The following is a 24,196-nucleotide window of genomic DNA, read 5'->3' on the forward strand; positions in this document are numbered from 1 at the left end:
CCCCCCCCCCCCCCCCCCCCCCCCCCCCCCCCCCCCCCCCCCCCCCCCCCCCCCCCCCCCCCCCCCCCCCCCCCCCCCCCCCCCCCCCCCCCCCGTGCCGCGTCCAAGACGCTCACCCGCGGGAGGTCAGCCCGCCTGGACCGCCGTGCACCGCCAGCGGGCCTGCCCGTAGCCCGCCGAGGGCGGCGCGGCGGCCCCCGAGGGTTCGAGCCGGAAGGCCAGGGCGCGGAAGACGTCCTGGTCCAGGGCGACGACGGCCGCCACCTCCAGGGCGCCGTCCGCGGTGCGGAAGCAGCGGCACCGGTACACGTAGGGGGTACGGCCGCGGGCCCGCAGCCGCCAGTCGGCGCGGGCGCCGTGCAGCTCCCACAGCCGTTGGTACGCCTCGTCCCTGACGCGTCCGGCCAGCGACGTCACGGGGCTGCGCCCGGTCAGCACGTCGAGCAGGCGCCCGGCGAACCACAGGTGCGGCGCGGGCGGGCGCGGCGCCGTCCCCGGCCGCGTCACGACCGCCACGGACCTCGCCGGGACCGGAACCGAGCCGGTGCCCCCGCTCGCCGCGCCTCCCGCCGGCCTCGCCGCGGCGCCTGGACGCCCGCCTGGCCGCCCGCCGGGCCGTCGGCTGTCTCTGCGTCCGGGCGGACCGGCGCCGCCCGCCGTACGCCGCTCCACGCCCGCGGCGCGCGGCAGAGCGGGAGCGGGCAGGGGAGGTGCCGGGGTTCCGGGTACGGGCACGGTTACGGGCGGCTGCGGCGGCGTCGTCTGCACGGGTGCTTCCCCTGTGGTCGCTACTGGCGGGTAGGGCGGTGACAGGGCGGTTCTAGGACCCTCGGGGAGGGGCTGGCAAGCGGGGTGCCGTCCGACGCAGGGCGCGGAGGAATTCACCTATTCGCGTGGTGGCGCACGTATGCTTCACGCCATGCGCGTCTATATTCCAACGACCCTGGCCGGTCTCGCCGAGGCGTACAAGGCGGGCGAGCTGGGGCCCGTACCGCTGGACGCCTACGCGGTGACGCCGAGCCTGCGCGAGTGGTACGTCTCGGACGACATCGAGGAGCTGGAGTACGCGGCCCTCAACCGCGCCGCCCAGGCGTCGCTGCGGCTGCTGGCCGTGCACCCGGACACCCCGCGCCGCCGGGTGGTCGTCGCCGTGGACGTGGACGACGCCGCCGTGACGTACGACCCGGACCACGGCCTGGACCCCGGCTCGCTCGGCGAGGTCCGCCTGGCGCGCGCCGTGCCGCTGTCCAAGGCGGCCGCGGTGCACGTGGACGCCGACGACGCGCGGACCGATGTGACGGCCGCCGCGGCGGCCGTGGGCGCGGCCGACATGGGCGACGACGACGCGCAGTTCACCGTGGACGGCGCCGAGGACCACGACCTGCTCTGGTACGCGACGCAGGAGATCCCCAACCTCATCTCCTGACCCCGGCGCGCGAGGACCCGAGCGCGCGACCGGCTGAACGCCCGACCGGCTGAACGCCCGACCGCGTGAGCGCCCCGGCATCCGACCGCCCGGGCACCTGATCGGCTGAATCCGTTCGGCCCCCGCCCGGTCGTACGGCGGCCCCGCGTGGCCGGGACCCCACCCTCGGGCACCGGGCTGTCACACCCCGCGAGTACGGTTCGTGGAGTGAGCACGCATTCCGTAGGCACGCATCTGGTGTGGGACTGGAACGGCACCCTTTTCCACGACATCGACGCGGTGATCGAGGCGACGAACGCCTCGTTCGCCGAGCTGGGCCTGGCCCCGATCACCCTGGAGCGGTACCAGGAGCTGTACTGCGTGCCCGTGCCCCGGTTCTACGAGCGGCTGATGGGACGGCTGCCGACCGACGCCGAGTGGGAGGTGATGGACGCCGCCTTCCACCGCCACTACTGGGCGCTGGCCGGCCGCTGCGGCCTCGCCGAGGGCGCGGCCGAGCTGCTGGCCGCGCGCCGGGCCGCCGGGCTCACGCAGTCGCTGTGCTCGCTCGCCCCGCAGGACAATCTGCTGCCCGTGGTGACCTCGCACGGCATCATGGAGCACTTCGTCCGGGTGGACGGCCGTACCGGCCCCTCCAATCAGGGCAAGGCCGCGCAGATGGCCCGCCACCTCGCCGCGCTCGCCGACGTCGCCGCCGACCCCGGCCGGATCGTGGTGATCGGTGACGCGCTCGACGACGCGGTGGCCGCCGCCCACGTCGGCGCGCACGCCGTGCTGTACACCGGCGGCTCGCACAGCCGCGCCAGCCTGGAGAGCGCCGGGGTGCCGGTGGTCGACAGCCTCGCCGCCGCCGTCGTGGAAGCCGAGCGAATAGCCGCGGGCTAGGGCGTGTCCGCCGGACAGGCCCTGCCGCCGGGCTCCCGAATCGACGCTCGGGCCCGGTCCGTGCCCCGCTCCAACGCCGGAATCATCACCTCCGCATCGACTGTTCGCCGTCTCGTCCCGGTCCTGTTCCCGCCCGGTTCCTGTCCAGAGGGGCCAAAGGTGTGCAGTGCATTTGTACGAAGACGTCTCCTGACAGGCACCCGTGAGCGAGCGATAGCCTTGCGGCGTGATCAACGTTGATCAGTTCATCAGGGGCCACCGCGTGCGTACGGGCACGGCGGACCCCTCTTCCGGCATAGCGTCGTCCCGTAGCGGATACCCCGCGTCACGTGACGTCCTGCCATCACCCGACGTCACGCAATGGCGCGCGACAGGAGTCAGAGGACATGCAGACCAAGCTGGACGAAGCCAAGGCCGAACTGCTGGAACGAGCAGCCAAGGTCGCTGAGAACAGCCAGACGGGGGGACTACCCGGCCAGGGCCGCGACACAGAGGCGCTGACGGCGTTCCTCCGGGGTTACTACCTGCACAGCGCACCCGAGGACCTCAACGACCGCAATCCGGTCGATGTCTTCGGCGCGGCAGTCTCCCACTACCGGCTCGCGGAGGTACGCCCGCAGGGCAGTGCCAGCGTCCGGGTGCACACCCCCACCGTCGAGGAGAACGGCTGGCAGTCCAGCCACACCGTCGTCCAGGTCGTGACCGACGACATGCCCTTCCTCGTCGACTCGGTCACCAACGCGCTCACCCAGGCCGACCGCGGCATCCACGTCGTCTTCCACCCGCAGTTCCTGGTCCGCCGCGACGTGACCGGCAAGCTGCTGGAGATCGTCGCCCCGGGGTGCGGACCCGAGGACGGCTCGCTCCCGCACGACGTGCTGGTCGAGTCCTGGATCCACGTCGAGATCGACCGCGAGACCGACCGCGCCGACCTCAAGGAGATCACCGCGGACCTGCGCCGCGTGCTCTCCGACGTCCGCGAGTCCGTCGAGGACTGGGCGAAGATGCGCGAGTCCACCAAGCGCATCGCCGACGAGCTGTCCGCGACCCCGCCGCCGCTGCCCGAGCGCGAGGTCAGCGAGGCCGTCGAGCTGCTGCGCTGGCTCAACGACGACCACTTCACCTTCCTCGGCTACCGCGAGTACGAGCTGACCACCGACACCGAGCCCGACGGCTCCACCGAGGACGTGCTGGTCGCCGTCCCCGGCACCGGTCTCGGCATCCTGCGCTCCGACCCGGTGCACCCCGGCACCGACGGCACCGACCCGGGCCACCACACCCACCTCGGGCACCCCGGCTCCCCGTCGTTCAGCAGGCTGCCCGCCGACGCCCGCGCCAAGGCCCGCGAACACCGGCTGCTGATCCTCACCAAGGCCAACAGCCGCTCCACCGTGCACCGTCCCTCGTATCTGGACTACGTCGGCGTGAAGAAGTTCGACGCCGAGGGCAATGTGATCGGCGAGCGCCGCTTCCTCGGCCTGTTCTCCTCCACCGCCTACACCGAGTCGATCCGCCGGGTCCCGGTGGTCCGCCGCAAGGTCGAGGAAGTCCTCGAAGGCGCCGGATTCACCGCCCACAGCCACGACGGCCGCGACCTGCTCCAGATCCTGGAGACGTACCCGCGCGACGAGCTGTTCCAGACCCCCGCCGACGAGCTGCGGTCCATCGCCACCAGCGTGCTGTACCTCCAGGAGCGCCGGAAGCTGCGGCTGTTCCTGCGGCAGGACGAGTACGGCCGCTACTACTCGGCGCTGGTCTACCTGCCGCGCGACCGCTACACCACGGCGGTACGGCTGCGCCTGACCAACATCCTCCAGGACGAACTGGGCGGCCGAAGCGCCGACTTCACCGCCTGGAACACCGAATCGGTGCTGTCCCGGCTGCACTTCGTCATCCGCGTCGAACCCGGCGCGCCGCTGCCCGACATCACCGACGCCGACGTCGAGCGGATCGAGAGCCGGCTCTCCGACGCGACCCGCTCCTGGGCCGACGGCTTCGGCGAGGCGCTGACCGCCGAGTGCGGCGAGGAGCGCGCGGCCGAGCTGACCCGGCGGTACGCGCACGCGTTCCCCGACGGCTACCGCGCCGACTTCGCACCGCGCGTCGCCGTCGCCGACCTCCAGCACATCGAGGGCCTGGGCGCCGACGACTTCACCCTCAGCCTGTACGAGCCGGTCGGCGGCGCCAGCGACGAGCGCCGCTTCAAGATCTACCGCACCGGCGCGCCCGTCTCGCTGTCCGCCGTCCTGCCGGTGCTCCAGCGGCTCGGCGTCGAGGTCGTCGACGAGCGGCCGTACGAACTGCGCCGCTCGGACCAGACCCGCGCCTGGGTCTACGACTTCGGGCTGCGCCTGGACCCCAGCCTCGGCGACCTCGGCGACGACGCCCGCGAGCGGTTCCAGGCGGCCTTCGCCGCGACCTGGACCGACAAGGCGGAGAACGACGGCTTCAACTCCCTGGTGCTGCGCGCCGGTCTGGAGTGGCGCGAGGCGATGGTGCTGCGCGCGTACGCCAAGTACCTGCGGCAGGCCGGGTCCACCTTCAGCCAGGACTACATGGAGGACACCCTCCGTACCAACGTCCACACCACCCGGCTGCTGGTCAACCTCTTCCAGGCCCGCTTCTCGCCGGACCACCAGCGGGCCGGCAGCGAGCTGACCGACGGGCTGCTGGAGGAGCTGGACGGCGCGCTCGACCAGGTCGCCAGCCTCGACGAGGACCGCATCCTGCGGGCCTTCCTCACCCTGATCAAGGCGACGCTGCGCACCAACTACTTCCAGCGCCGCGACGACGGGCAGCCGCACGACTACCTGTCGATGAAGTTCGACCCGCAGGCCATCCCCGAACTGCCCGCGCCCCGCCCGGCGTTCGAGATCTGGGTGTACTCCCCGCGGGTCGAGGGCGTCCACCTGCGGTTCGGCAAGGTCGCCCGCGGCGGTCTGCGCTGGTCCGACCGGCGCGAGGACTTCCGTACCGAGGTGCTGGGCCTGGTCAAGGCGCAGATGGTGAAGAACACCGTCATCGTGCCGGTCGGCGCGAAGGGCGGCTTCGTCGGCAAGCGGCTGCCCGACCCGGCCGCCGACCGCGACGCCTGGCTGGCCGAGGGCATCGCCTCGTACAAGACGTTCATCTCCGGCCTGCTCGACATCACCGACAATCTCGTCGGCGGCGAGGTCGTGCCGCCGACGGACGTGGTCAGGCACGACGAGGACGACACGTATCTGGTCGTCGCCGCGGACAAGGGCACCGCGTCGTTCTCCGACATCGCCAACGAGGTCGCGGTGTCGTACGGCTTCTGGCTCGGCGACGCCTTCGCCTCCGGCGGCTCGGTCGGCTACGACCACAAGAAGATGGCCATCACCTCCAGTGGCGCCTGGGAGTCGGTGAAGCGGCACTTCCGCGAGATGGGCGTCAACACCCAGGAAGAGGACTTCACCGTCGTCGGCATCGGCGACATGTCCGGTGACGTGTTCGGCAACGGCATGCTGCTGTCGGAGCACATCCGGCTGGTCGCGGCCTTCGACCACCGGCACATCTTCCTCGACCCGAAGCCGGACGCGGCCACGTCCTACGCCGAGCGGCGCCGCATCTTCGAGCTGCCGCGCAGCAGTTGGGCCGACTACGACACCAAGTTGCTGTCGTCGGGCGGCGGGATCTTCCCCCGTACCGCCAAGGCGATCCCGCTCAACGCGCAGATCCGCAAGGCGCTCGGCATCGAGACCGCCACCGCGAAGATCACCCCCGCCGAGCTGATGAAGGCGATCCTCCAGGCCCCGGTGGACCTGCTGTGGAACGGCGGCATCGGCACCTACGTCAAGGCGTCCACCGAGTCGCAGGCCGACGTCGGTGACAAGGCCAACGACGCGATCCGGATCGACGGCGCGGAACTGCGGGTCAAGGTCGTCGGCGAGGGCGGCAATCTGGGCTTCACCCAGCTCGGCCGGATCGAATTCGCCCTGAACGGCGGCCCGGAGGGGACCGGCGGCCACATCAACACCGACGCGATCGACAACAGCGCGGGTGTGGACGCCTCGGACCACGAGGTCAACATCAAGATCCTGCTCAACAGCGTCGTGGCCGAAGGGGACATGACCGTCAAGCAGCGCAATTCGCTGCTCGCGGAGATGACCCACGAGGTCGGCGACCTGGTGCTGCGCAACAACTACGCGCAGAACGTCTCGCTCGCCAACAGCATGGAGCAGGCCCCGAGTCTGCTCCACGCCCACCAGCGGTTCATCCGCCGCCTGGTGCGCGACGGCCACCTGGACCGGGCGCTGGAGTTCCTGCCGACCGACCGGCAGATCCGCGAGCGGCTGGCGGCCGGACAGGGCCTGACGCAGCCGGAGTTGGCGGTGATCCTCGCCTACGCCAAGATCACCACGGCCGAGGAACTGGTCCACACCGAACTGCCCGACGACCCGTACCTGCGCTCCCTGCTGCACGCGTACTTCCCCGTGCCGCTGCGGGAGCGCTTCGAGCGGCAGATCGACAACCACGCGCTGCACCGCGAGATCATCACGACCGTCCTGGTCAACGACACGGTGAACTCCGGCGGCACGACCTTCCTGCACCGCTTCCGCGAGGAGATCGGTGCCACCACGGAGGAGATCGTGCGGGCCCACACGGCCGCCCGCGCGATCTTCGGTCTCGCCGAGATCTGGGACGCGGTGGAGGCGCTGGACAACATCGTCGCCGCCGACGTGCAGACCCGGATCAGGCTGCACTCGCGGCGGCTGGTCGAGCGCGCCACCCGCTGGCTGCTCAACAACCGCCTCCAGCCGCTCCAGATCGCCGAGACCATCGACTTCTTCGCCGAGGGCGTCGCCGCGGTCTGGTCCCACCAGCCCAAGCTGCTGCGCGGCGCGGACGCGGACTGGTACCGGTCGCTGCGCGACGAGCTGACCGCGGCGGGGGTGCCGGACGAACTGGCCACCCGGGTCGCCGGATTCTCCGCGGCCTTCCCGGCGCTCGACATCGTCGATGTCGCGGACCGCACCGGCAAGGAGCCGCTGGACGTCGCCGAGGTCTACTTCGACCTCGCCGACCGGCTGGGGATCACGCAGCTCCTGGACCGGATCATCCTGCTGCCGCGCGCCGACCGTTGGCAGTCCATGGCCCGCGCCGCCATCCGCGAGGACCTCTTCGCGGCCCACGCGGCACTCACCGCCGACGTGCTGACGGCGGGCCCCGAAGGGTCCACGCCAGAGCAGCGCTACACGGCGTGGGAGGAGCAGAACGCGGGGCTGATCGGCCGCGCCCGCACCACCCTTGAGGAGATCCAGGGCGCCGAGGAGTTCGACCTGGCGAGTCTGTCGGTGGCGATGCGGACCTTCCGTACGCTGCTGCGCACGCACCGCTGAGCCGTACGCACCGCTGGGCCGTACGGTCGCGGCGGTGCGTGCGCGGCGGTGCGGCTGAACGCGGGCCCGGTGGGCGGCACTTGTGCGCAAGTGCCCGCCCGCCGGGCCCGACCGCGCTACGGCGTGGGCGCGTCCGGCATCTTCCACACCGTCAGCAGCGTGGAGTACGTCGGCATCGGGTCGGTCATCATGTTGCCGGACGGCGTGACGTCGGTGACCTTCAGCATGGCCAGATTGCCCTCCGAGGTCACCGTGCACAGCACCGTGCCCTTGGCGATGTACGTGTCCTTGGCGAGGTCGCCCCGGTAGATCTCGCCGGACAGCGCGTCGGCGCCGACGCCGTTCCTGCACGCCTGGTAGTCGGTGCCGTCGGCCCGGCCGAAGGTGGTGAGGAACCGCATGCTGCCGTCGGCCCAGTCCTGGTACTCGATCTCGTAGCCGTCGGTGTCGCCGATCTGGCCGTTCGGCTCGACCCTCGCGCTGTCCAGGTCCACATGCGTGCCGTGGTTCCAGGCGGGCGAGCGGATGGTGAACTTGCGGTCCTGGAAGATGACTTGCGGCTGCCCGCCGCCGGGTGTGCCCGGGTCGGCAGAGGAGCCGCCGGGGGAGCCGGTCGGGGCGGTGCTCGCGGGCCCGGTGGTCGGAGCGGCAGCGGGGGACTGGGAGGTGGAGGTGCCGGGGCCGCCGCCGAGCGGCGACGTGCCCTGCGGTCCCTTGTCGTCGCCCTTGCCGTCGGAGTGGGTGAAGGCGTAGGTGAGCGTCACCGCGAGGATCACGGCCAGGACGCTGCCGCCGATGGCCATCACCTTCTGCGTCCGGCCGCTGGGGACCCGGCTCTGCCCGTCGTGCCCGTTCCCGTCGTGGCCCTCGTTCCCGTTCCCGTTTCCGGGACCGCGCCCTTGCCCGTTTCCGGGACCGCGCCCTTTCCCGTCTCCGGGACCGCTCTCGGGACCGCTCGCACGACCGCTTCCGTCCCCGTGGCCGGTGGCTCCGTGGGCGCCGGTCGCGGGGCCGTCCACATTCGTCGGCCCGAACATGCCCGAGGTGTACGGGCCTGACGCGTACGGACCCGGCGTGTACGGACCCGGCGCGTACGGGCCGGAGGGCGCGGCACCCGTCCCGGCGGGCGGTGCGGCCCGCGGTGCCCCCTGCGGCATCGCGGGCGGTACGGCGGGTGGTACGGCGGGCGCCGGTATGTGCGGCGGCGCGGCGGGCGCGGCAGGCGGTGCCGGGGCCGGCGGCAGGGCCGCGGCGGCCTCCCGCCGGGCTATCTCGGCCGCGAGCGGCTGCGGCAGCCAGCCGCTGAAGTCCCGCAGCGGGCGGCCCGCGCCGCGCTCGCACAGCTCGGCCAGCTCCGCGGGGGTGGGCCGGGCCGCCGGGTCCGCGGTCAGGCAGCGCTCCAGGACGGTCCGCAGCTCGTCGGGGTAACCGGACAGGTCGGGCGGCCGGACGGCGGTGTTGGCTATCTGCGTGGCGAGCGTGATCGCGCCCGCCGTGCCGTACGGGTGCCGTCCGGTGGCGGCGACCGCGGCGATCAGGCCGAGCGAGAACAGGTCGGTGGCCGGGGTGAGTTCGTGCCCGTTGGCGTGCTCGGGCGACATGTACTGCGGGGTGCCGATCAGGCCGCCGCTGCGGGTGAGCTGCGTGGAGTCCGCCGCGCGCGCGATGCCGAAGTCGATCACCCAGGGGCCGCCCGCGCCGAGCAGCACATTGCTGGGCTTGAGGTCGCGGTGGATGACGCCCGCCGCGTGCACCGCGCGCAGCGCCTCCGCCGCGCAGCCCACCAGTTGCAGCGCGGTGGCCACCGGCAGCGCCCCGTACCGGGCGAGCGCGTCGTCCAGCGGCAGCCCCGGAATGTAACTGGTCGCCAGCCAGGGCCGGTTGCCGGTGGTGTCGTGGTCGACGACCGGCACCACGTGGTAGCCCTGCACCCGGCGCGCGGACTGCACCTCCTGCTGGAAGCGCCGCCTGAACTCCTGGTCCTGCGCGTATTCGCGCCGGATCACCTTCAGCGCGACCGGCTGTCCGCCGCGGGTGTGCGAGAGGTAGACCGACCCCATCCCGCCCTCGCCGATCCGGGCCAGCAGCCGGTAACCGGCCACCTCGCGCGGGTCCTGCGGCTCCAGCGCCTGCAACGGACTCCCGCCCGGACCCTGATCAGAACCCGGTCCCGCGCCCGGCACCGCTCCCGCGCCCGGCACCGGACCACCGCTCGAACTGCTGTCGTGACTGGAGATTTCGGGCACCCCCCGGTAGGCGAACGGGGCACGATGCTACCGGGGGTGTGTACGAGGCGCGGACGTCGTATCGAACCCGCTGACGCCTTGGTGCCGTTCGGTGACATCACCCGCCGAGGACGGCCCAGGGCCGGAGGCCGGAACAGCATCGGGCCGCGCCCCGTATCCGCCTCACGACTCGCCCGGCACCGGCGCCAGCCGCACCAGCCGGTCACCCGTCCTGGTCCCCGTCGCCACCAAGGTCCCGCCAGGCGGCACCTTCTGATATTTCGTCAGCAGCAACCAGCCGACCCCGTACCGCCGTTGGACCGCGGCGCGCTGCGCCGCCGTCGACTTCGGGTCCAGATACGTGCGCACGGCGGCGAATCTGCGGTCGCGTTCGGCGGCCGGGGTGGACGGGTCGGGCCAGGTGGGGGCGACCAGGAAGAAGCCGTAGGCGGGCAGGACGTGCGTGGCGTAGTACCCGTCGGTGAGGACCACCGCGTCGGCGGGCATGCGGTCCGCGGCCCAGCCGTACCCCGGCCAGCGCACCGGGTGGTCGACGGTCACCGGCAGGAAGCGCTGCGGCACGACGGCGCCGATCTGCGCGGCCACGCCGAAGCAGAGCGCGACGGCGGCCACGGGCGCGAGCACCGCGCGCAGCCGGGTCCACGGCGGGATCGAGGCCAGTTCCACGGCGAGCGCGAACTGCGGCGGCACGAGCAGCAGCGCGAAGACCCGCCCGTAGGTGTAGTGCCCGCTCACCCACCCGTAGGCGACGATCAGGCAGAAGGCGGCGAACATCAGGACCAGCGGGTCGCGGACGCCGCGCCGGGCGCGCAGCAGCAGCGGCGGGAGGCCGACGAGCGCCAGCCCGTACCACTGCCAGGGGTGGATGTAGAGCCGCTTGTGCACCGCGTCGACCGTGGTGTCACCGGCCAGCGAGAACACGTCGTAGTACGGCCACGCCACGGCCACCAGCAGCGCGAGCGCGCCCGCCAGCAGCCAGCGCGCCGTCACCCGCCGCGACCAGCCGCGCTGCCGGGCCGTCAGCACCGCCACGATCCCGACGGCCGCGGCCAGCGCGGTGATCGGGTGGATGAGCAGCAGCAGCCCGCAGGCCACGCCCAGCAGGGCGTAACCGGCCCAGCCGGTGCTACGGCGGCGCGCCAGCCGGTCGGTGAGCGCCCACAGGTGGAAGGTGACGCCGACCGCGAAGGCGCTCGGGTACGAGGCGCCGCGGGTCAGCGACCACACCCCGCAAAAGCCGCTCCACTCCTTGCCCTGCACGCCCCACAGCAGGGTGAAGGCCAGCAGCGCGTAGACCGGCGCCATCGGCCGTCTGCTCAGCGTCCGCGCGTACACGCCGACGCCGGTGACCAGCACCGCCAGATTCACCGGGCCGCACCAGCGCACGACCTCCCGCCCGGCGGCGCCGGTGGCCCGCGCGATCAGGCCGAGCGCCACGATGTACGGCGAGAAGTACGGGCTGCCGGTGCCCGGCAGGTCGAGCAGCGGATTGGCCGGGTGCCGCCAGTCGGCCTTGACCCGCTCCACCGCCGAGGCGTGCTGCCCGAAGTCCGAGGCGATCGGCGTACGCCAGGCCGCCGCGGCGACCACCAACCAGAAGAGCGTCCCGACGACGGCGTACGGCGTCACCCGCCAGGCCCGCGCCCGTTCCAGCAGCCGGGCGGGCAGACCGGCCCGCCCGGCCGCGACCGCGGCGCCGTCGGCCGTACCGGCCCCCGGCTCGTCGCCCGCGCCGTCGCCCGCGGTGACCTCTCCGGTCGTCAGTGACGGCAAGGCGCGGCCTTGAGGAGGGTGCGGTCGTGCGGCCGCGGCGGGTGTGCGGCGGGGGCCAATTCGCTCGATGTCATGACAAGCTCCGTGTTCCGGCGGCGGTTCGGTCAGGGTGTCAGGGGGTCAGCCGAGCATCAGGTCCGCCACGCGGGCGGCGGCCCCTCCGTCGTCCAGGTGGCAGAAGGCGGCGCGGAAGGCCGCGTAGGCGTCGGCGCGGCCCCGGACGGCGGCCTCCGGGTCGCGCAGCGCGGCGGTCAGCTCGTCCGTGGTGCGCAGCAGCGGCCCCGGCGCCTGGGCCTCGTAGTCGAAGGTGAAGCCGCGCAGCGTGTCGCGGTAGTGCGGCAGGTCGGGCGTGAACAGCAGCACCGGGCGGCCGGTGACCGCGAAGTCGGCGAGCACCGAGGAGTAGTCGGTGACCAGCACGTCGGCGACGAGCAGCAGTTCCGCGAGGTCGGGGTGGGCGGAGACGTCCCGCACGAAGCCGCCGGGCACCGCCGGGAGGGTGTCGGCGACCAGCGGGTGCGAGCGGACCAGCAGCACATGGCTGGTGGTCAGCTCCGCCGCCATCGCCGCCAGGTCGAGCGGCAGGTGCAGCCGGGCGTGCTCGGCGTCGTACGCCTCGTCGTCGCGGACCGTCGGCGCGTACAGCACGACCGTGCGGCCGGGCGGCAGGCCGAGCCTGGCCCGTACCTCCTCGCGCACCTTGTCGCGGTCCTCGCTGCTGAGCAGGTCGGTACGGGGCAGCCCGGTCTCGGCGACCTCGCCGTCGAAGTCAAGGGCGCGGCGCAGGGCCGGGGTGCTCTGCGAGTTGGGGGAGAGCAGCACGCTCCACTGGTGGCCGAGGCTCGGCTGCGGCCACATGTGGGTGAGGTCGGCGCACAGCGTGCCCGCCAGGTCCTGGCCGATCCGCTTCACGGGCGCGCCGTGCCAGGTCTGGACGACCCGCTGGCCCTCGCGGCGGCGGAACCACGCGGGCAGATGCGTGTTGGTCACCACATGGCGGCCGCGGGCCAGCGCCTCGTACCAGTCGTCGCTGCCGCGCAGCACCGCGCGGGCGGTCGCGGGCACCGCCACGGTGTGGTCGCGCACCACCCACACATGGTCGAACGGGACGCCCCTGCGCACCAGTTCGTCGTGGACGGCGCGCGGCGAGTCCGCGCAGTCGCGGCCGTCGAAGCTGCTGTAGAGGACGGTGTCGGTCAACGGGCGGCGCAGCAGCACCGGGTAGCGCCGCTCGCGCAGCATCCGCTGCCGGTACGGGCCGCGGTCCGCCGCGGGCACGGGCGATCCGGCCGCCACGAACAGGTGGTCGTGGAACCGCCGGTCGACCGTCACCGGCCGCGCGCCCGGCGCCGCCGGGAGCCGCAGCGGCAGCTCGGCGAACGCCTCCCGCGCGATCCGCACCGGGGCGTCGCCGCCGTCCGCCGCCCGCAGGTGCAGATACCAGCGTCCTGCGTGCGGCAGCGCCGACACGTCCAGCGCGGCGCTGAACCGGCGTACGGGGCCGGCCGGGCCCCGCCCCGCGGCTCGCTCCGCCGCCACGGCAGACGCCGTTCCGGCCACGGCCTGCGCCGGGGTTCCCGCCGCGAGCGGGGCGTCGTCCCCCGCTGCCGCAGCGGCCCCGGCGACCCCGGCCCCCGCCGCCTCGGCGGCAGCGGAGTCCGCGCCCTTGGCCGCCAGCGTCACCTCGACGCCTACCTCGGCCGCGTACGTGCCGTGCCGCAGGACCAGCCGGGCCGGGGGCGGGGTGTCGGCGGGGAGTTCACCGGTGACCAGGAGGGTGCCGTTGGTGGCGCGCGCCACATGGGTGGCCAGCGGCTGGGGCGTACGGTCGCGCAGCAGCAGATTGCCCGCCGCGGTGGCGTCGACGACCAGCTCGCGCCGGGCCCCGGCCAGCAGCGCGTCGCCGCCGAGGTCGTAACGCCCCTGCGGCAGCGGCCCGTCGGCGGCGATCCGCGCGGTGCCGCCGTCGGCGAAGACCGCCTCGAACGACCAGGCCGCGGCCGTCTCCGGCGCGACCTCCTTGGGCAGCCCCTCGACGTCGGGCCGCGCCCCCGCGAGGTCGGCCAGGACCAGGCGCGCCGTCAGCCGCGTCCAGCCGTCGATGCCGGTGCTCTCCGCGTCGGCGGTCAGCGGGTAGTCGAAGGCCGCGCCCGTCGTCTGCTGCGTGGCCCGCAGCGCGACCGGGGGCTTGCGGTCGCGGACAGCGATCCCGAAGACGACCCCGCCGTCGCCGTCCGCCCGGTGACCGGTGATCCGGCGGGTGACCGGCTCGACCGACAGGTGCAGCCGGCCGTCCTTGTACCAGGGCACGAGCCGGGTGTCGTCGTCCAGCGGGAAGGGGACGGGCGAGGACCCGGCGCCCGCGTCGTCGGCGCGCGGCGCCGCCGGGCGGACCACCGAGCCCGCCGCCACGACGATCCCGAGCCGCCACTGCCCGGCCGTCCAGCCCTCCTTGCCCCGCAGCCGCTTGGGGTCGACGGTGATCTCGAAGCCGGACCAGTCGTACGAGTGCCGCTCCTGCGGTCCGCCGTCGGTCACTTCGGGGACCCGCACGGTCCGCACCGGCAGCAGCAGCTTGCGGCGCCCGGACATCAGCACGGCCGTCTTGAGCGAGGTACGGCGCGCGCCCGCGTCCACATTGCGCACATACGCGTGGCCCCGGAGGATCAACTTGCCGTCCCGCCACTCCAGTTGGCTGAGCCGGGCGACCACCGGCAGGTCCTTCGTGCCGATGGCGGTCACCGCGCGCGGCAGCGGCACGGGCGAGCCGTCGCCGCGCACGACCACCGCGCGCTTGCGCAGCGGCGGCCCCGCGATGTCGAACACGGTGCGCCCGCCGTGCTGTTCGTGCGCCAGCACCTCCAGCAGGTCCGCCAGCCGCCCTTCCCTGATCAGCTCCCAGCGGATGCGCAGTTCGGCGGGCAGCGCGGGGAAGAGCGTCGGGTCGACGCGGCCGAGGTAGTCGCGGACGCGGTCGAGGAAGACCTGGTGGTATTCCGGTCCCGCCATCGGCAGGGCCTCGATGAAGTACAGCAGGTCGTCGGTGAGCACCGACCGGTCGTAGTCCCGCTTGTGCTTGCTCCAGCGGGTGTTGGCCGGGTCGGCCAGGAACCGCGAGACCCCGTCGACCGCCGCGATCCGGTCGCGTACGCCCTTGACGTCGGTGCGGCGGCGGGTGATCGAGCCCTCGCGGATCCGCCAGTAGTAGACGTGCTCGTGCAGCACGTCCACGGCGTCGGCGAGGAAGTGCGCCGGAATGGTCAGCGGCGTGTCCTCGTACAGCACGCCCTCGGGGAAGGCCAGTTGGTGCTTGTCCCAGAAGGAGCGGCGGAAGACCTTGTTCCACGCCACCCGGTCGGACAGCAGGCCCAGGTCACGGGTGATGTGCGTGCGCCGCACGGTCTTGTCCATGCCCCGGTGCTGCCACGCCTGGCTGCGTCCCTGCGTGGTGAGCCGGTAGACGTTGCCGGTCGCGAAGTCGGAGCCCGACTGGTCGAGCAGGCCGACCAGCTTCTCGTACGCGCGCGGCGGCAGCACGTCGTCGCTGTCCACGAAGGTCAGGTACGACGTCTGCGGCGCCGCGTTCCGCGCCCCGGTGTTGCGGGCGTGGCCGAGGCCGCCGTTGGGCTGCGCGACCAGCCGGAAGCGCGGGTCGCGGTCGGCGAACGCCTGGGCCAGCTCGGGGCCCGAGTCCGTCGATCCGTCGTCGACCATCACCACATCGAGGTCGGTGAAGGTCTGCGCCGCGATCGACCGCAGGCACTCCTCCAGGTACTGCTCGACGTTGTAGACGGGGACGACGACAGTGAGGCGGGGCGTCATGGCGGGCAACGGTCCTTCCGGGACGGCGACGGCATACGGATGACGGCACGCGCGCGACGGCACATGCACGACGGCATGCGAATGCCGTTCCTTCAACTCGCCGAAGCGCCTTCCGGTCACCGCGAGTGAGCCGAACGAGCGAAAGGGTGAACCGCCGCAGGGTGTCCGGTTGGTACGCTCGGACGCTATCCCGTACCGGTACGTCTCGATCTGTCCAGGATGGTCATGCCCCGAATCACCGTCGTCGTCCCCGTCCACCGCGCACAGGGCTTCCTGCGCGCCTGTCTGGAGTCGGTGCTCGGGCAGTCCTTCACCGACGTCGAGGTCGTCGCCGTCGACGACGCCTCACCGGACGCGAGCGGCGCGATCATCGCCGAATTCGCCGCCGCCGACCCGCGGGTCAAGCCGCTGCGGCTGGACCGCACCGGCGGCACGGGACCGGCGCGCGACGCGGGCGCGGCCCTCGCGACCGGCGACTACCTGCTCTTCCTGGACGCCGACGACCTGATGACGCCCGGCACGCTGGCCGCCGCGGACGCCCGGCTGCGCGCCACCGGCGACCCCGATGTGCTGCTCTTCGACCACGAGCGCTTCACCGTCTGGGAGAACATCCAGGAGAGCGACGACGCCGACTTCCTCGGCGAGGCGGGCGACTCCGTCTTCACCGCGTCCGACCGCCCCGAGTGCCTGGGCACCTACCCCGCGGTCTGGAACCGGCTGCTGCGCCGCGCCTTCTGGGAGGAGCGCGGCTTCCGCTTCGGCGAGGGCGCGTACGAGGACGTCGCCGTCGCCTCCCGCGTCCTGCTCGCCGCCACCGGCATCGCGTGCCTGGACCGGGTCGGCGTGCGCTGGCGCAAGCGGCGCGGGATCAGCGTCGGCACCACGCCCGGCCGCCACCACCTGGCCGTACTCGACCGGTACGAGGCGCTGTTCGCCGAGATCGACGGCGGCGACGAGGCCGAGGACCGCAAGCGGGAGCAACGCGCCGCGCTGTACGGGCGGATGGCCGTCCTGCTCGCGGCCGTCGGCGAGGACGGCTCGCCGCTGACGCCCGACGCCCGGCCGGAGTACGTCCGGCGCGCGGGACGGCTGCTGGGCCGCTACCGGCCCGCGGGCTGGACCGCGCCCGACAGCAACGAGGGCCGCTGGCTGCGGGCCGCGGGCACCGGCAGCTACGGCCGCTACCGCGCGGCGCTCGGCGGCCAGGCGTGGACGCGCAAACTGGCCCGCCGGATCAGGGCACGCAAGAACGCGCTGGGCCGCGCGGTCTACCAGCGCTACTACCGGCTGCGGCTGCGCCGCCCCGTCGACCCCAACCTCGTGGTCTACGCGGCCTATTGGAACCGCGGGGTGTCCTGCAACCCGGCGGCCGTCTACTACAAGGCCCAGGAGATCGCCCCGCACCTGCGCGGGGTGTGGGTGGTCAACAAGAAGGACCGCGAGGCGATGCCGCCCGGCGTCGACCACGTCGTGGTCAACTCCCGCCGCTACTGGGACGTGCTGGCCCGCGCCAAGTACCTGGTGAACAACGCCAACTTCACCGGCCAGGTCGTCAAGCGCCCCGAGCAGGTCTACCTCCAGACCCACCACGGCACACCGCTCAAGCACATGGGCATGGACCTGCGCGCCCGCCCGGCCGTCGGCAAGGGCATGAGTTTCGGCCGCCTGCTCGACCACGCCGACCAGTGGGACTTCTCGCTGGCCGCCAACCAGCACTCCGCGGAGGTCTGGGAGCGGGTCTACCCGAGCGGTTACGAGACGCTGCCCAGCGGCTATCCGCGCAACGACGTGTTCCACACCGCGGGCGCCGACGAGGTCCGCCGCGCCCGCGAGAGCCTGGGCCTGGCCCCCGGCACCACCGCGATCCTCTACGCGCCCACCCACCGCGACTACCAGCGGACCTTCGTCGTCCCGCTCGACCTGGAACGGCTCTGCCGCGAACTGGGCCCCGGCTACACGCTGATGGTCCGCGCCCACTACTTCTACGGGCAGAACGACGCGCTCGAGGCGCTGCACGCGGCGGGCACCATCATGGACGTCTCGCAGCACCCGTCCGTCGAGGAACTGAGCCTCGCCTCCGACGCGTTGCTCTGCGACTTCTCCTCGCTGATGTTCGACTACGCCAACCTCGACCGGCCGATCGTCGTGCACGCCGCCGATTGGGAGGCGTACCGCGCCGCCCGCGGCGTCTACTTCGACCTGCTGTCCGGGCGGCACGGCGAGACGCCGGGTGTGGTGGCGGGCGACGAGGCGGGACTGGCCCGCGCCTTCCGCACGGGGGCCTGGCGCGGCCCCGAGGCGGCGGCGCTGCGGGCCGCCTTCCGGCAGCGGTTCTGCGCGTACGACGACGGGCTCGCCGCCGAGCGCGTGGTGCGCCGGGTGCTGCTCGGCGAGCCCTCGCTGCTGCCGTACCGCCCGCTCCAGGACCGCCGTCCCGCCCCGGCCCCGGCCGGTGCGCGGGACGCGGACCCGACGGCGGGACCCGCGGGGGAGCGCCCGGCGGTCCCGCTCGGCTGAGGCGCGGGAGGCGCGCGAGCCGCTGGAGCTGCTGGGGCCGGCCGCTCGGCTGAGGCGCGGGGGCCGCTGGGGCCAAGGCCGATCGCGTGAACCGCCGGGCGCGTGTGAACCGCCGGGCCCGCGGGAGCGGCCCGATCGGGTGAACCGCCCGCGCCGCCGGGGCCCTTGGGGCCGCTACAGGCTGCGCGGGTCGGGCCCCGAGGGCTCCAGCGGCGGCGGGCCGGACGGATCGGAGGCGTCCGCCGCGAGCGGGGCCAGCGCGCGGGCGCGGGACGGCGGCGGGGCCAGGTGCCGGTCCTCCGGCGGGATCACGGGCGGCAGCCCGCCGTCCTCGCGCAGGAACACCCGGCGCACCACGCGCTCGGCGGCGAGCCCGTCGTCGTAGGGACAGAACCGGCGCCGGAAGGCGGCCCGCAGTTCGGCCGAACGCGGGCCGCGCCAGGCCCCCGTGGCGAGGATGTCGGTCAACTCGTCCTCGCCGCGCGCCACCAGGCCCGGCGGGTGCGCGGTGATGTCGAAGTACGCGCCGCGGGTGGCCCGGTAGGTCTCCCAGTCCGCGGCGTGCAGCACGATCGGCCGGTCGAGGCCCGCGTAGTCGAACATCAGCGACGAGTAGTCGGTGATCAGGCCGTCCGAGGCCAGGCACAGCTCCTCCGCCGACGGGTGCCCCGACACGTCGATGACCCGCGGGTGCGGGGCCCGGTCGTCCAGACCGTCGCGCGGGTCGCCCGGCGGGTAGAAGTGGTGGGTGCGGCGCAGCAGCACCACGTCGGGGCCCAGCGCGTCGGCCATCCGCGCCAGGTCGAGCGCGGGCCGGTAACCGCGCTGGTAGTCGCGGTGCGTGGGCGCGTAGAGGAAGGCGGTGCTCTCGCGCGGGATGCCGAGTTCGTCGCGCAGCCGCAGCACGTCGCGCGCGGTGGCCCGGTGGAAGATGTCGGTGCGCGGCTGGCCGTACTCCAGGGCCGTGAAGCCCGACGGGTAGGCGCGCTCCCAGACCAGCGTGGAGTGGCGGCTCGCCGAGAGGCTGTAGTCCCAGCGGTCGACGTGCCGCAGCATCCGCTCGAAGTCGGTGGTGCCCGCGGCGGCCGGGTGCTCCTGGAGGTCGATGCCCATGTGCTTGAGCGGCGTGCCGTGGTGGGTCTGCACATTGATCTGGCCGGGCCGCTTGGCGTACCTGCGGTGGAAGTTGACGTTGCTGACCAGGTACGAGGCGCGGGCCAGCGCCGTCCAGTACGCGGCCGAGCCCGGCTCCAGGCGCCGTACGCCCGGCGGCAGGGTGTGCGCGTGCTCCGCGGTGGTCACCCACGCGGTCCGCATGTGCGGCGCCAGTTCGCGCAGCCGCTCCTCGACGGCCGCCGGATTGCAGGAGTAGCCGCGGTCCCAGTACGCGGAGAACACCGCCAGGTCCGGGTCGAGCGCGCGCCGCCGCTGCACCCGGTAGTGCGCGTGCAGCGCCGTCGTCCGCAGCCTGCCGTACAGCGCCCTCGCCCGGTGGGTGGCGCGCAGCCGCAGCCGGTGCGCCCGGCCGAGCGCCTGGAAGGTGCGCCGCGCGCCCAGCGCGACCAGCAGGTACCGCACCCCGCTGCGGCCGGTGGGACTGGCCCGGAAACCGCTCGGCCGCAGCCGCCGGTACTGGGCACGGCAGCGGCGGAAGTACTCCGGGCGCGACGAATTCGGCAGCCGGTCGGGGAAGTTGAAGACGGTGGTGAGGTGATCCAGTATCCGGCGGAAGAGCACCGGCCGCCACCGCTCCAGCTCCGGGTGGCTGTCGAGGAACGCGAACAGCAGGTCGTACTGCTTGAAGATGTCGAAGTGCCGCCGGCTGGTGGTGTGCAGGATGCCGCTGCCGCGCCGCTGCCGGTAGTGCACGCAGACCCGGTCGAGCAGCGCGATCGACCCGGCGGCCATCAGCACCGGGTACGTCCACGGGGTGTCCTCGTAGTAGCCCGAGGGGAAGGCGATGTCGGACTTCTCGATGAAGTCGCGGCGGTACGCCTTGTTCCAGGCCACCATGATCAGCCGCAGCAGCTCGGGCCGGTCGTCCAGCGTGCAGACCTCGGGGCCGGTCTCGCTGAGGATCGCCGCGAACTGATTGCGGTGGACGTCGCCGTTCCAGTACGTGCGGGCGTAGTCGAAGACCAGCACGTCCGGCTCGCCGGTCCGCTCGATCCGGGCGGCGACGGCCTCCAGCGAGCCGGGGACCATGGTGTCGTCGGAGTCGAGGAACAGGACGTAGTCGCCGGTGGCGCGGGCGAGACCCGCGTTGCGGGCCCGGCCGAGGCCGATGTTCTCCGGCAGGTGCAGCACCTCGACGCGGGCGTCCCTGGCCGCGAAGGAGTCGGCGATGGCGCCGCTGCCGTCGGGGGAGCAGTCGTCCACGACGATCAGTTCGACATCGGCGAAGGACTGGTCGAGCACGGATTTCAGACAGGCGTGCAGATACGCCTGCACCTGGTAGACGGGGACGACGACGCTGAAGCGGGGCACAGCACATCCAGGTTCGACACGGGGGCGAGGGGCGCACGGGCGCCCATGGCTTTCGCGCGGAGTGCCCGTTATATCCAGGGAACGCGTGGCCGCGCCGCTGGTTACGCTCCGGCGCGTCGCGAGTCGCGGATCCGTACAAGTGCTTTGGTGATGATCGGTGGCAGGACGTTGACCAGCAGACGGCGCGCCCGGGAGCGGCGCGGCGCGGGGGCGGCGGGGGAGGCGGCCGTCGGGGCCTGCGGCTCGGGCCGCCCGGCGGGCCCCGCGGTCCGCGCGGCGGCGGATTCGGCGTGCTCCGCGGTCTGCGCCGCTGTCTGGGCCGCGGTCTGGCCTGCGGTCTGATCAGGGGTTTGTGCGGCGGCGGGCGCGTGCCGGGACGGCGGCTGCGACGGCGACACCGTACGGTCCCGGTCGCCCTTGACCCGCAGCAGCGGCGCGCCCGCCACCGTCTGCACCTCGTGCCACAGGTCGGCGCGGCCCGACACGTACGCCAGCAGCTCCGCGCGGATCTCGGCCGGATCCCCCCAGGTGGCGTACATCTTGCTCTCGGTCACGCAGATCGCGTGCAGCCCGCCGGAGGTGACCGCCTGCCAGACGGCGGCGGCCACGCCGGGACAGTGCGCCGAGCGGTAGTCGTCCAGCGCCACCACGCCGTGCGGGTGCAGCAGCTCGCGCGAGGTCTCGATGTCGGCGTGCACGTGCTCGTACAGGTGCGAGGCGTCGATGTGCGCGAACCGGCACGACACCGGCTGGACCCGGTCCCTGACCGTCGAGGACATGCCCTGGACGACCTCGGGCAGCTCGTCGTGGAAGGAGAGGTAATTGGCCTCGAACGAGTGACGGGTCAAGGTCGGGTACGACTTCTTCATCTCGGCGGAGTTGGCGTTGTCCTCGGCCGGGGCGTCGAACAGGTCGCAGACGGTGAAGGTGTCGCCCTCGCGCAGGTAACTCCCCATGAAGATGGCGCTCTTGCCGAGATAGGCGCCCACCTCCAGCAGGTCGCCGGGCTCGGTGCGGCTGACCTGCCGGGTCAGGAACCAGTCGAAGAGGACCTGGTCGACGGGGAAGAACCAGCCCTCGACCTGGGCCAGTTCGGTGGGCGCGGGAAGCCGGTCCTCGGCGGAGGTCATGGTCATGGGGGGATGTCCGATCGGTACGGGTGTGGGGGGCGTCAGTGTAAAGCGCCCGACGCCCCCCGTTTCGTACCGAATATTCCGCCGCCCCGCGCGTGCGCCGCTCCCCGGTGGCTACCCGGTGGCTCCCGGGCGGCTGTTGGACGGCCGCTGGACGGCTCCGTGGCGGCTACTTGACGGCGCCCGCCATCACACCGGACACGAACTGCCGCTGGAAGGCGAAGAAGACCACCAGCGGGACCACCATCGACACGAAGGCGCCGGGCGCCAGGATGTCGATGTTGTTGCCGAACTGCCGTACCTGCTGCTGGAGGGCGACCGTGATCGGCTGCGCGTCGCTGTTGGCGAAGATCAGCGCGACCAGCATGTCGTTCCACACCCACAGGAACTGGAAGATGCCCAGCGACGCGATGGCCGGGCCGCCCAGCGGCATGACCACCCGCACGAACAGCCGGATCTCGCCCGCGCCGTCCAGCCGCGCGGCCTCCAGCAGCTCGCGCGGGATCTCCGCGAAGAAGTTGCGGAGCAGGAAGATCGCGAAGGGCAGTCCGAACGCGGTGTGGAAGAGCACCACACCGGAGATGTCACCGAAGATCCCGATGTCGCCGAAGAGCCGCGCGACCGGGATCAGCGCCACCTGCACCGGCACCACCAGCATCGCCACCACGGCGATGAACCACCAGTCGCGGCCCGGGAACTCCATCCAGGCGAAGGCGTAACCGGCGAGCGAGCCGATCACCACGACCAGCAGCGTCGCGGGCACGGTGATCAGCGCGGTGTTCACCAGCGAGTCGGTGATCGCGTGATTGTCCAGCAGCGTGCGGTAGTTGGAGACCGTCAGCTCCGACGGCGAGGTGAAGACCTTCCACCAGCCGCTGGCCGAGATGTCGCTCGGCGTACGCAGCGACGACAGCAGCAGCCCGATCGTCGGCATCAGCCAGAACAGCGCCACCACCAGCAGGAAGACCCGTACCAGGCCGCCGCTCGCGCGGGCCGCGATCCGCGCGGCCACACTCTCCTTCGGCCTCGGCGCGGCCTCGGGCACCGCGTCGCCCTTCGCCGCCTGGCCGCCCGTCTCAGGACCGCCCGCCATGGCGGCCGATTCCGCGCTCATCGCCGTCCCTCCCTGCGCAGCCGCCGGATGTTGAAGATCATGACCGGCAGGACCAGCAGCAGCAGGATCACACCGATCGCGCTGCCCACCCCCTGGTTGTCGCCGCCGCCGAAGGACGACAGATAGAGCTGGAGGGCCAGGACGTTCGCGTCCGACTGGGTGTTGCCGGGCGCGATGATGTACACGAGGTCGAAGATCTTCAGCACGTTGATCATCAGCGTGACCGTGACGACCACCAGGACCGGGGCCAGCAGCGGCACGGTGATCCGGCGGAACACCTGCCACTCGTTGGCGCCGTCCACCCGCGCCTGTTCCATCAGCTCCCGCGGCACCCCGGCCAGACCGGCCGCGATCAGCACCATCGCGAAGCCCGCCCACATCCAGATGTAGCTGCCGATGATCGACGGCGTGATCAGATTCGGGCCGAGCCAGTTGACGCCGTTGTACTTGCCGGAGAAGTTCGAGGCGGGCAGCCGCAGTTGGGCCCCGGCGGCGGACGCGGGCAGCTTGTACGTGCCGTCCTTCCCGGACTTCGCCGTCGCCACCACCTTGCCGTCCTTGACCGCCTGCACCTTCACACCGGACAGCGCCTTCTCGCCCGGATCGATCACACCGGGCTTCCCGGTGCCGCCGGGCCTGAAGTCCAGCCATACGGTGCCGGTCACCGAATCCGGCTGCGAGGGCGCGGGCTTGGCGTCCACGGCGTTCGAGGGCAGCTTGTTCTGCGGGATGCCGATCAGCGGCAGATCCGCGGGACTGCCCTGCCGGGCCGTGGACTTGGTGGTGAAGGAGCCGCCCGCGCTCGGCGCGAGATCGCCGCCGGGCCGCGGCCGGGCGCCCGGATAGGCCGCGTTGTCGGTGAACGTGTCATGGACCGCGACCACCACGGCGTTCGCGACGCCGCGCCCCGGGTCCTGCTCGTACACCAGCCGGAAGATGATCCCGGCCGCCAGCATCGAGATGGCCATCGGCATGAAGATGACCAGCTTGAACGCCGTGCTCCAGCGCACCCGTTCGGTGAGCACGGCGAAGACCAGACCGAGGGCGGTCGCCACGGTCGGCGCGACCACCACCCAGATCGCGTTGTTGCGCACGGCGGTGAGGATGCCGTGGTCGGTGAAGACCGTGCCGAAGTTCTTCAGACCGACGAAGGCGCTGCCGTCGGCGTCGAAGAGGCTGCGCTGGACGGTGTAGACGATCGGGTACACCACGAGCGCGCCCAGCAGGATCAGGGCGGGCAGCAGGAAGAGCGCGGCCACCCAGGGACGGGTGCCCATCAGGCTCCTGCGGCGGCCCGGTCCCTTGGCGGGCGGGCCGGGCAGAGGGCCGGGCGGGGGGGGGGGGGGGGGGGGGGGGGGGGGGGGGGGGGGGGGGGGGGGTGGGGGGGGGGGGGGGGGGGGGGGGGGGGGGGGGGGGGTGGTCTTACTGCTTTG

The 24,196-nt window shown here is 73.1% G+C and carries 12 protein-coding genes; 4 read left to right on the forward strand and 8 right to left on the reverse strand.

The window, feature by feature from the left end; all coding sequences use genetic code 11:
- Nucleotides 1–126: 126 nt before the first annotated feature.
- Nucleotides 127–516, reverse strand: a complete 390-nt coding sequence (locus tag ACZ4EF_RS30455) for an Rv3235 family protein (protein ID WP_391163995.1) — start codon at nucleotides 514–516, stop codon at nucleotides 127–129.
- Nucleotides 517–919: 403 nt separating this feature from the next.
- On the opposite strand from ACZ4EF_RS30455, the gene ACZ4EF_RS30460 reads away from it, so the two are divergent.
- The 3 genes from ACZ4EF_RS30460 (at nucleotide 920) to ACZ4EF_RS30470 (ending at nucleotide 7,671) form a co-directional block, all read left to right on the forward strand.
- Nucleotides 920–1,426, forward strand: a complete 507-nt coding sequence (locus tag ACZ4EF_RS30460) for a DUF6912 family protein (protein ID WP_402714018.1) — start codon at nucleotides 920–922, stop codon at nucleotides 1,424–1,426.
- 207 nt (nucleotides 1,427–1,633) lie between these two features.
- Entirely contained in the window at nucleotides 1,634–2,311 is a 678-nt protein-coding gene (locus ACZ4EF_RS30465; protein WP_355342925.1) for an HAD family hydrolase, read from the forward strand.
- A 386-nt stretch (nucleotides 2,312–2,697) separates the two neighbouring features.
- On the forward strand, nucleotides 2,698–7,671 hold the full coding sequence (locus ACZ4EF_RS30470; protein ID WP_355342928.1) for an NAD-glutamate dehydrogenase: 4,974 nt from the start codon (nucleotides 2,698–2,700) through the stop codon (nucleotides 7,669–7,671).
- A 116-nt stretch (nucleotides 7,672–7,787) separates the two neighbouring features.
- On the opposite strand, the gene ACZ4EF_RS30475 is transcribed toward ACZ4EF_RS30470, so the two are convergent.
- The 3 genes from ACZ4EF_RS30475 to ACZ4EF_RS30485 all read right to left on the reverse strand — a co-directional run bounded on the left by ACZ4EF_RS30475 (nucleotide 7,788) and on the right by ACZ4EF_RS30485 (nucleotide 15,512).
- A complete protein-coding gene (locus ACZ4EF_RS30475) occupies nucleotides 7,788–9,806 on the reverse strand; it encodes a serine/threonine-protein kinase (protein ID WP_467507292.1) in 2,019 nt (672 codons plus the stop codon).
- A 273-nt stretch (nucleotides 9,807–10,079) separates the two neighbouring features.
- Entirely contained in the window at nucleotides 10,080–11,690 is a 1,611-nt protein-coding gene (locus ACZ4EF_RS30480; RefSeq protein ID WP_467507294.1) for a hypothetical protein, read from the reverse strand.
- 120 nt (nucleotides 11,691–11,810) lie between these two features.
- Nucleotides 11,811–15,512, reverse strand: a complete 3,702-nt coding sequence (locus ACZ4EF_RS30485) for a bifunctional glycosyltransferase/CDP-glycerol:glycerophosphate glycerophosphotransferase (RefSeq protein ID WP_467507296.1) — start codon at nucleotides 15,510–15,512, stop codon at nucleotides 11,811–11,813.
- 225 nt (nucleotides 15,513–15,737) lie between these two features.
- Here ACZ4EF_RS30485 and ACZ4EF_RS30490 point away from each other — a divergent pair, with 225 nt between their 5' ends.
- Complete coding sequence (locus tag ACZ4EF_RS30490; protein WP_401304964.1) at nucleotides 15,738–18,029, forward strand: bifunctional glycosyltransferase/CDP-glycerol:glycerophosphate glycerophosphotransferase; 2,292 nt, start codon at nucleotides 15,738–15,740, stop codon at nucleotides 18,027–18,029.
- A 174-nt stretch (nucleotides 18,030–18,203) separates the two neighbouring features.
- Here the strand turns inward: ACZ4EF_RS30490 and ACZ4EF_RS30495 are convergent, their stop codons facing one another.
- From ACZ4EF_RS30495 to ACZ4EF_RS30510, 4 genes are all read right to left on the reverse strand, one after another.
- Nucleotides 18,204–20,516, reverse strand: coding sequence for a bifunctional glycosyltransferase/CDP-glycerol:glycerophosphate glycerophosphotransferase (locus ACZ4EF_RS30495; protein ID WP_401304962.1), 2,313 nt, complete (start codon nucleotides 20,514–20,516; stop codon nucleotides 18,204–18,206).
- Nucleotides 20,517–20,617: 101 nt separating this feature from the next.
- Nucleotides 20,618–21,646 (reverse strand): class I SAM-dependent methyltransferase, encoded by a 1,029-nt coding sequence (locus ACZ4EF_RS30500; protein WP_467507358.1) that lies wholly within the window; start codon nucleotides 21,644–21,646, stop codon nucleotides 20,618–20,620.
- A 172-nt stretch (nucleotides 21,647–21,818) separates the two neighbouring features.
- Nucleotides 21,819–22,742, reverse strand: a complete 924-nt coding sequence (locus ACZ4EF_RS30505; RefSeq protein WP_355343274.1) for a carbohydrate ABC transporter permease — start codon at nucleotides 22,740–22,742, stop codon at nucleotides 21,819–21,821.
- A 17-nt stretch (nucleotides 22,743–22,759) separates the two neighbouring features.
- The gene (locus tag ACZ4EF_RS30510; protein WP_355343277.1) at nucleotides 22,760–24,040 is read right to left on the reverse strand and encodes a carbohydrate ABC transporter permease; all 1,281 of its coding nucleotides are present in this window, start codon (nucleotides 24,038–24,040) and stop codon (nucleotides 22,760–22,762) included.
- Nucleotides 24,041–24,196: the final 156 nt, after the last annotated feature.

This window comes from Streptomyces sp. NPDC025721 (genome assembly GCF_055558595.1).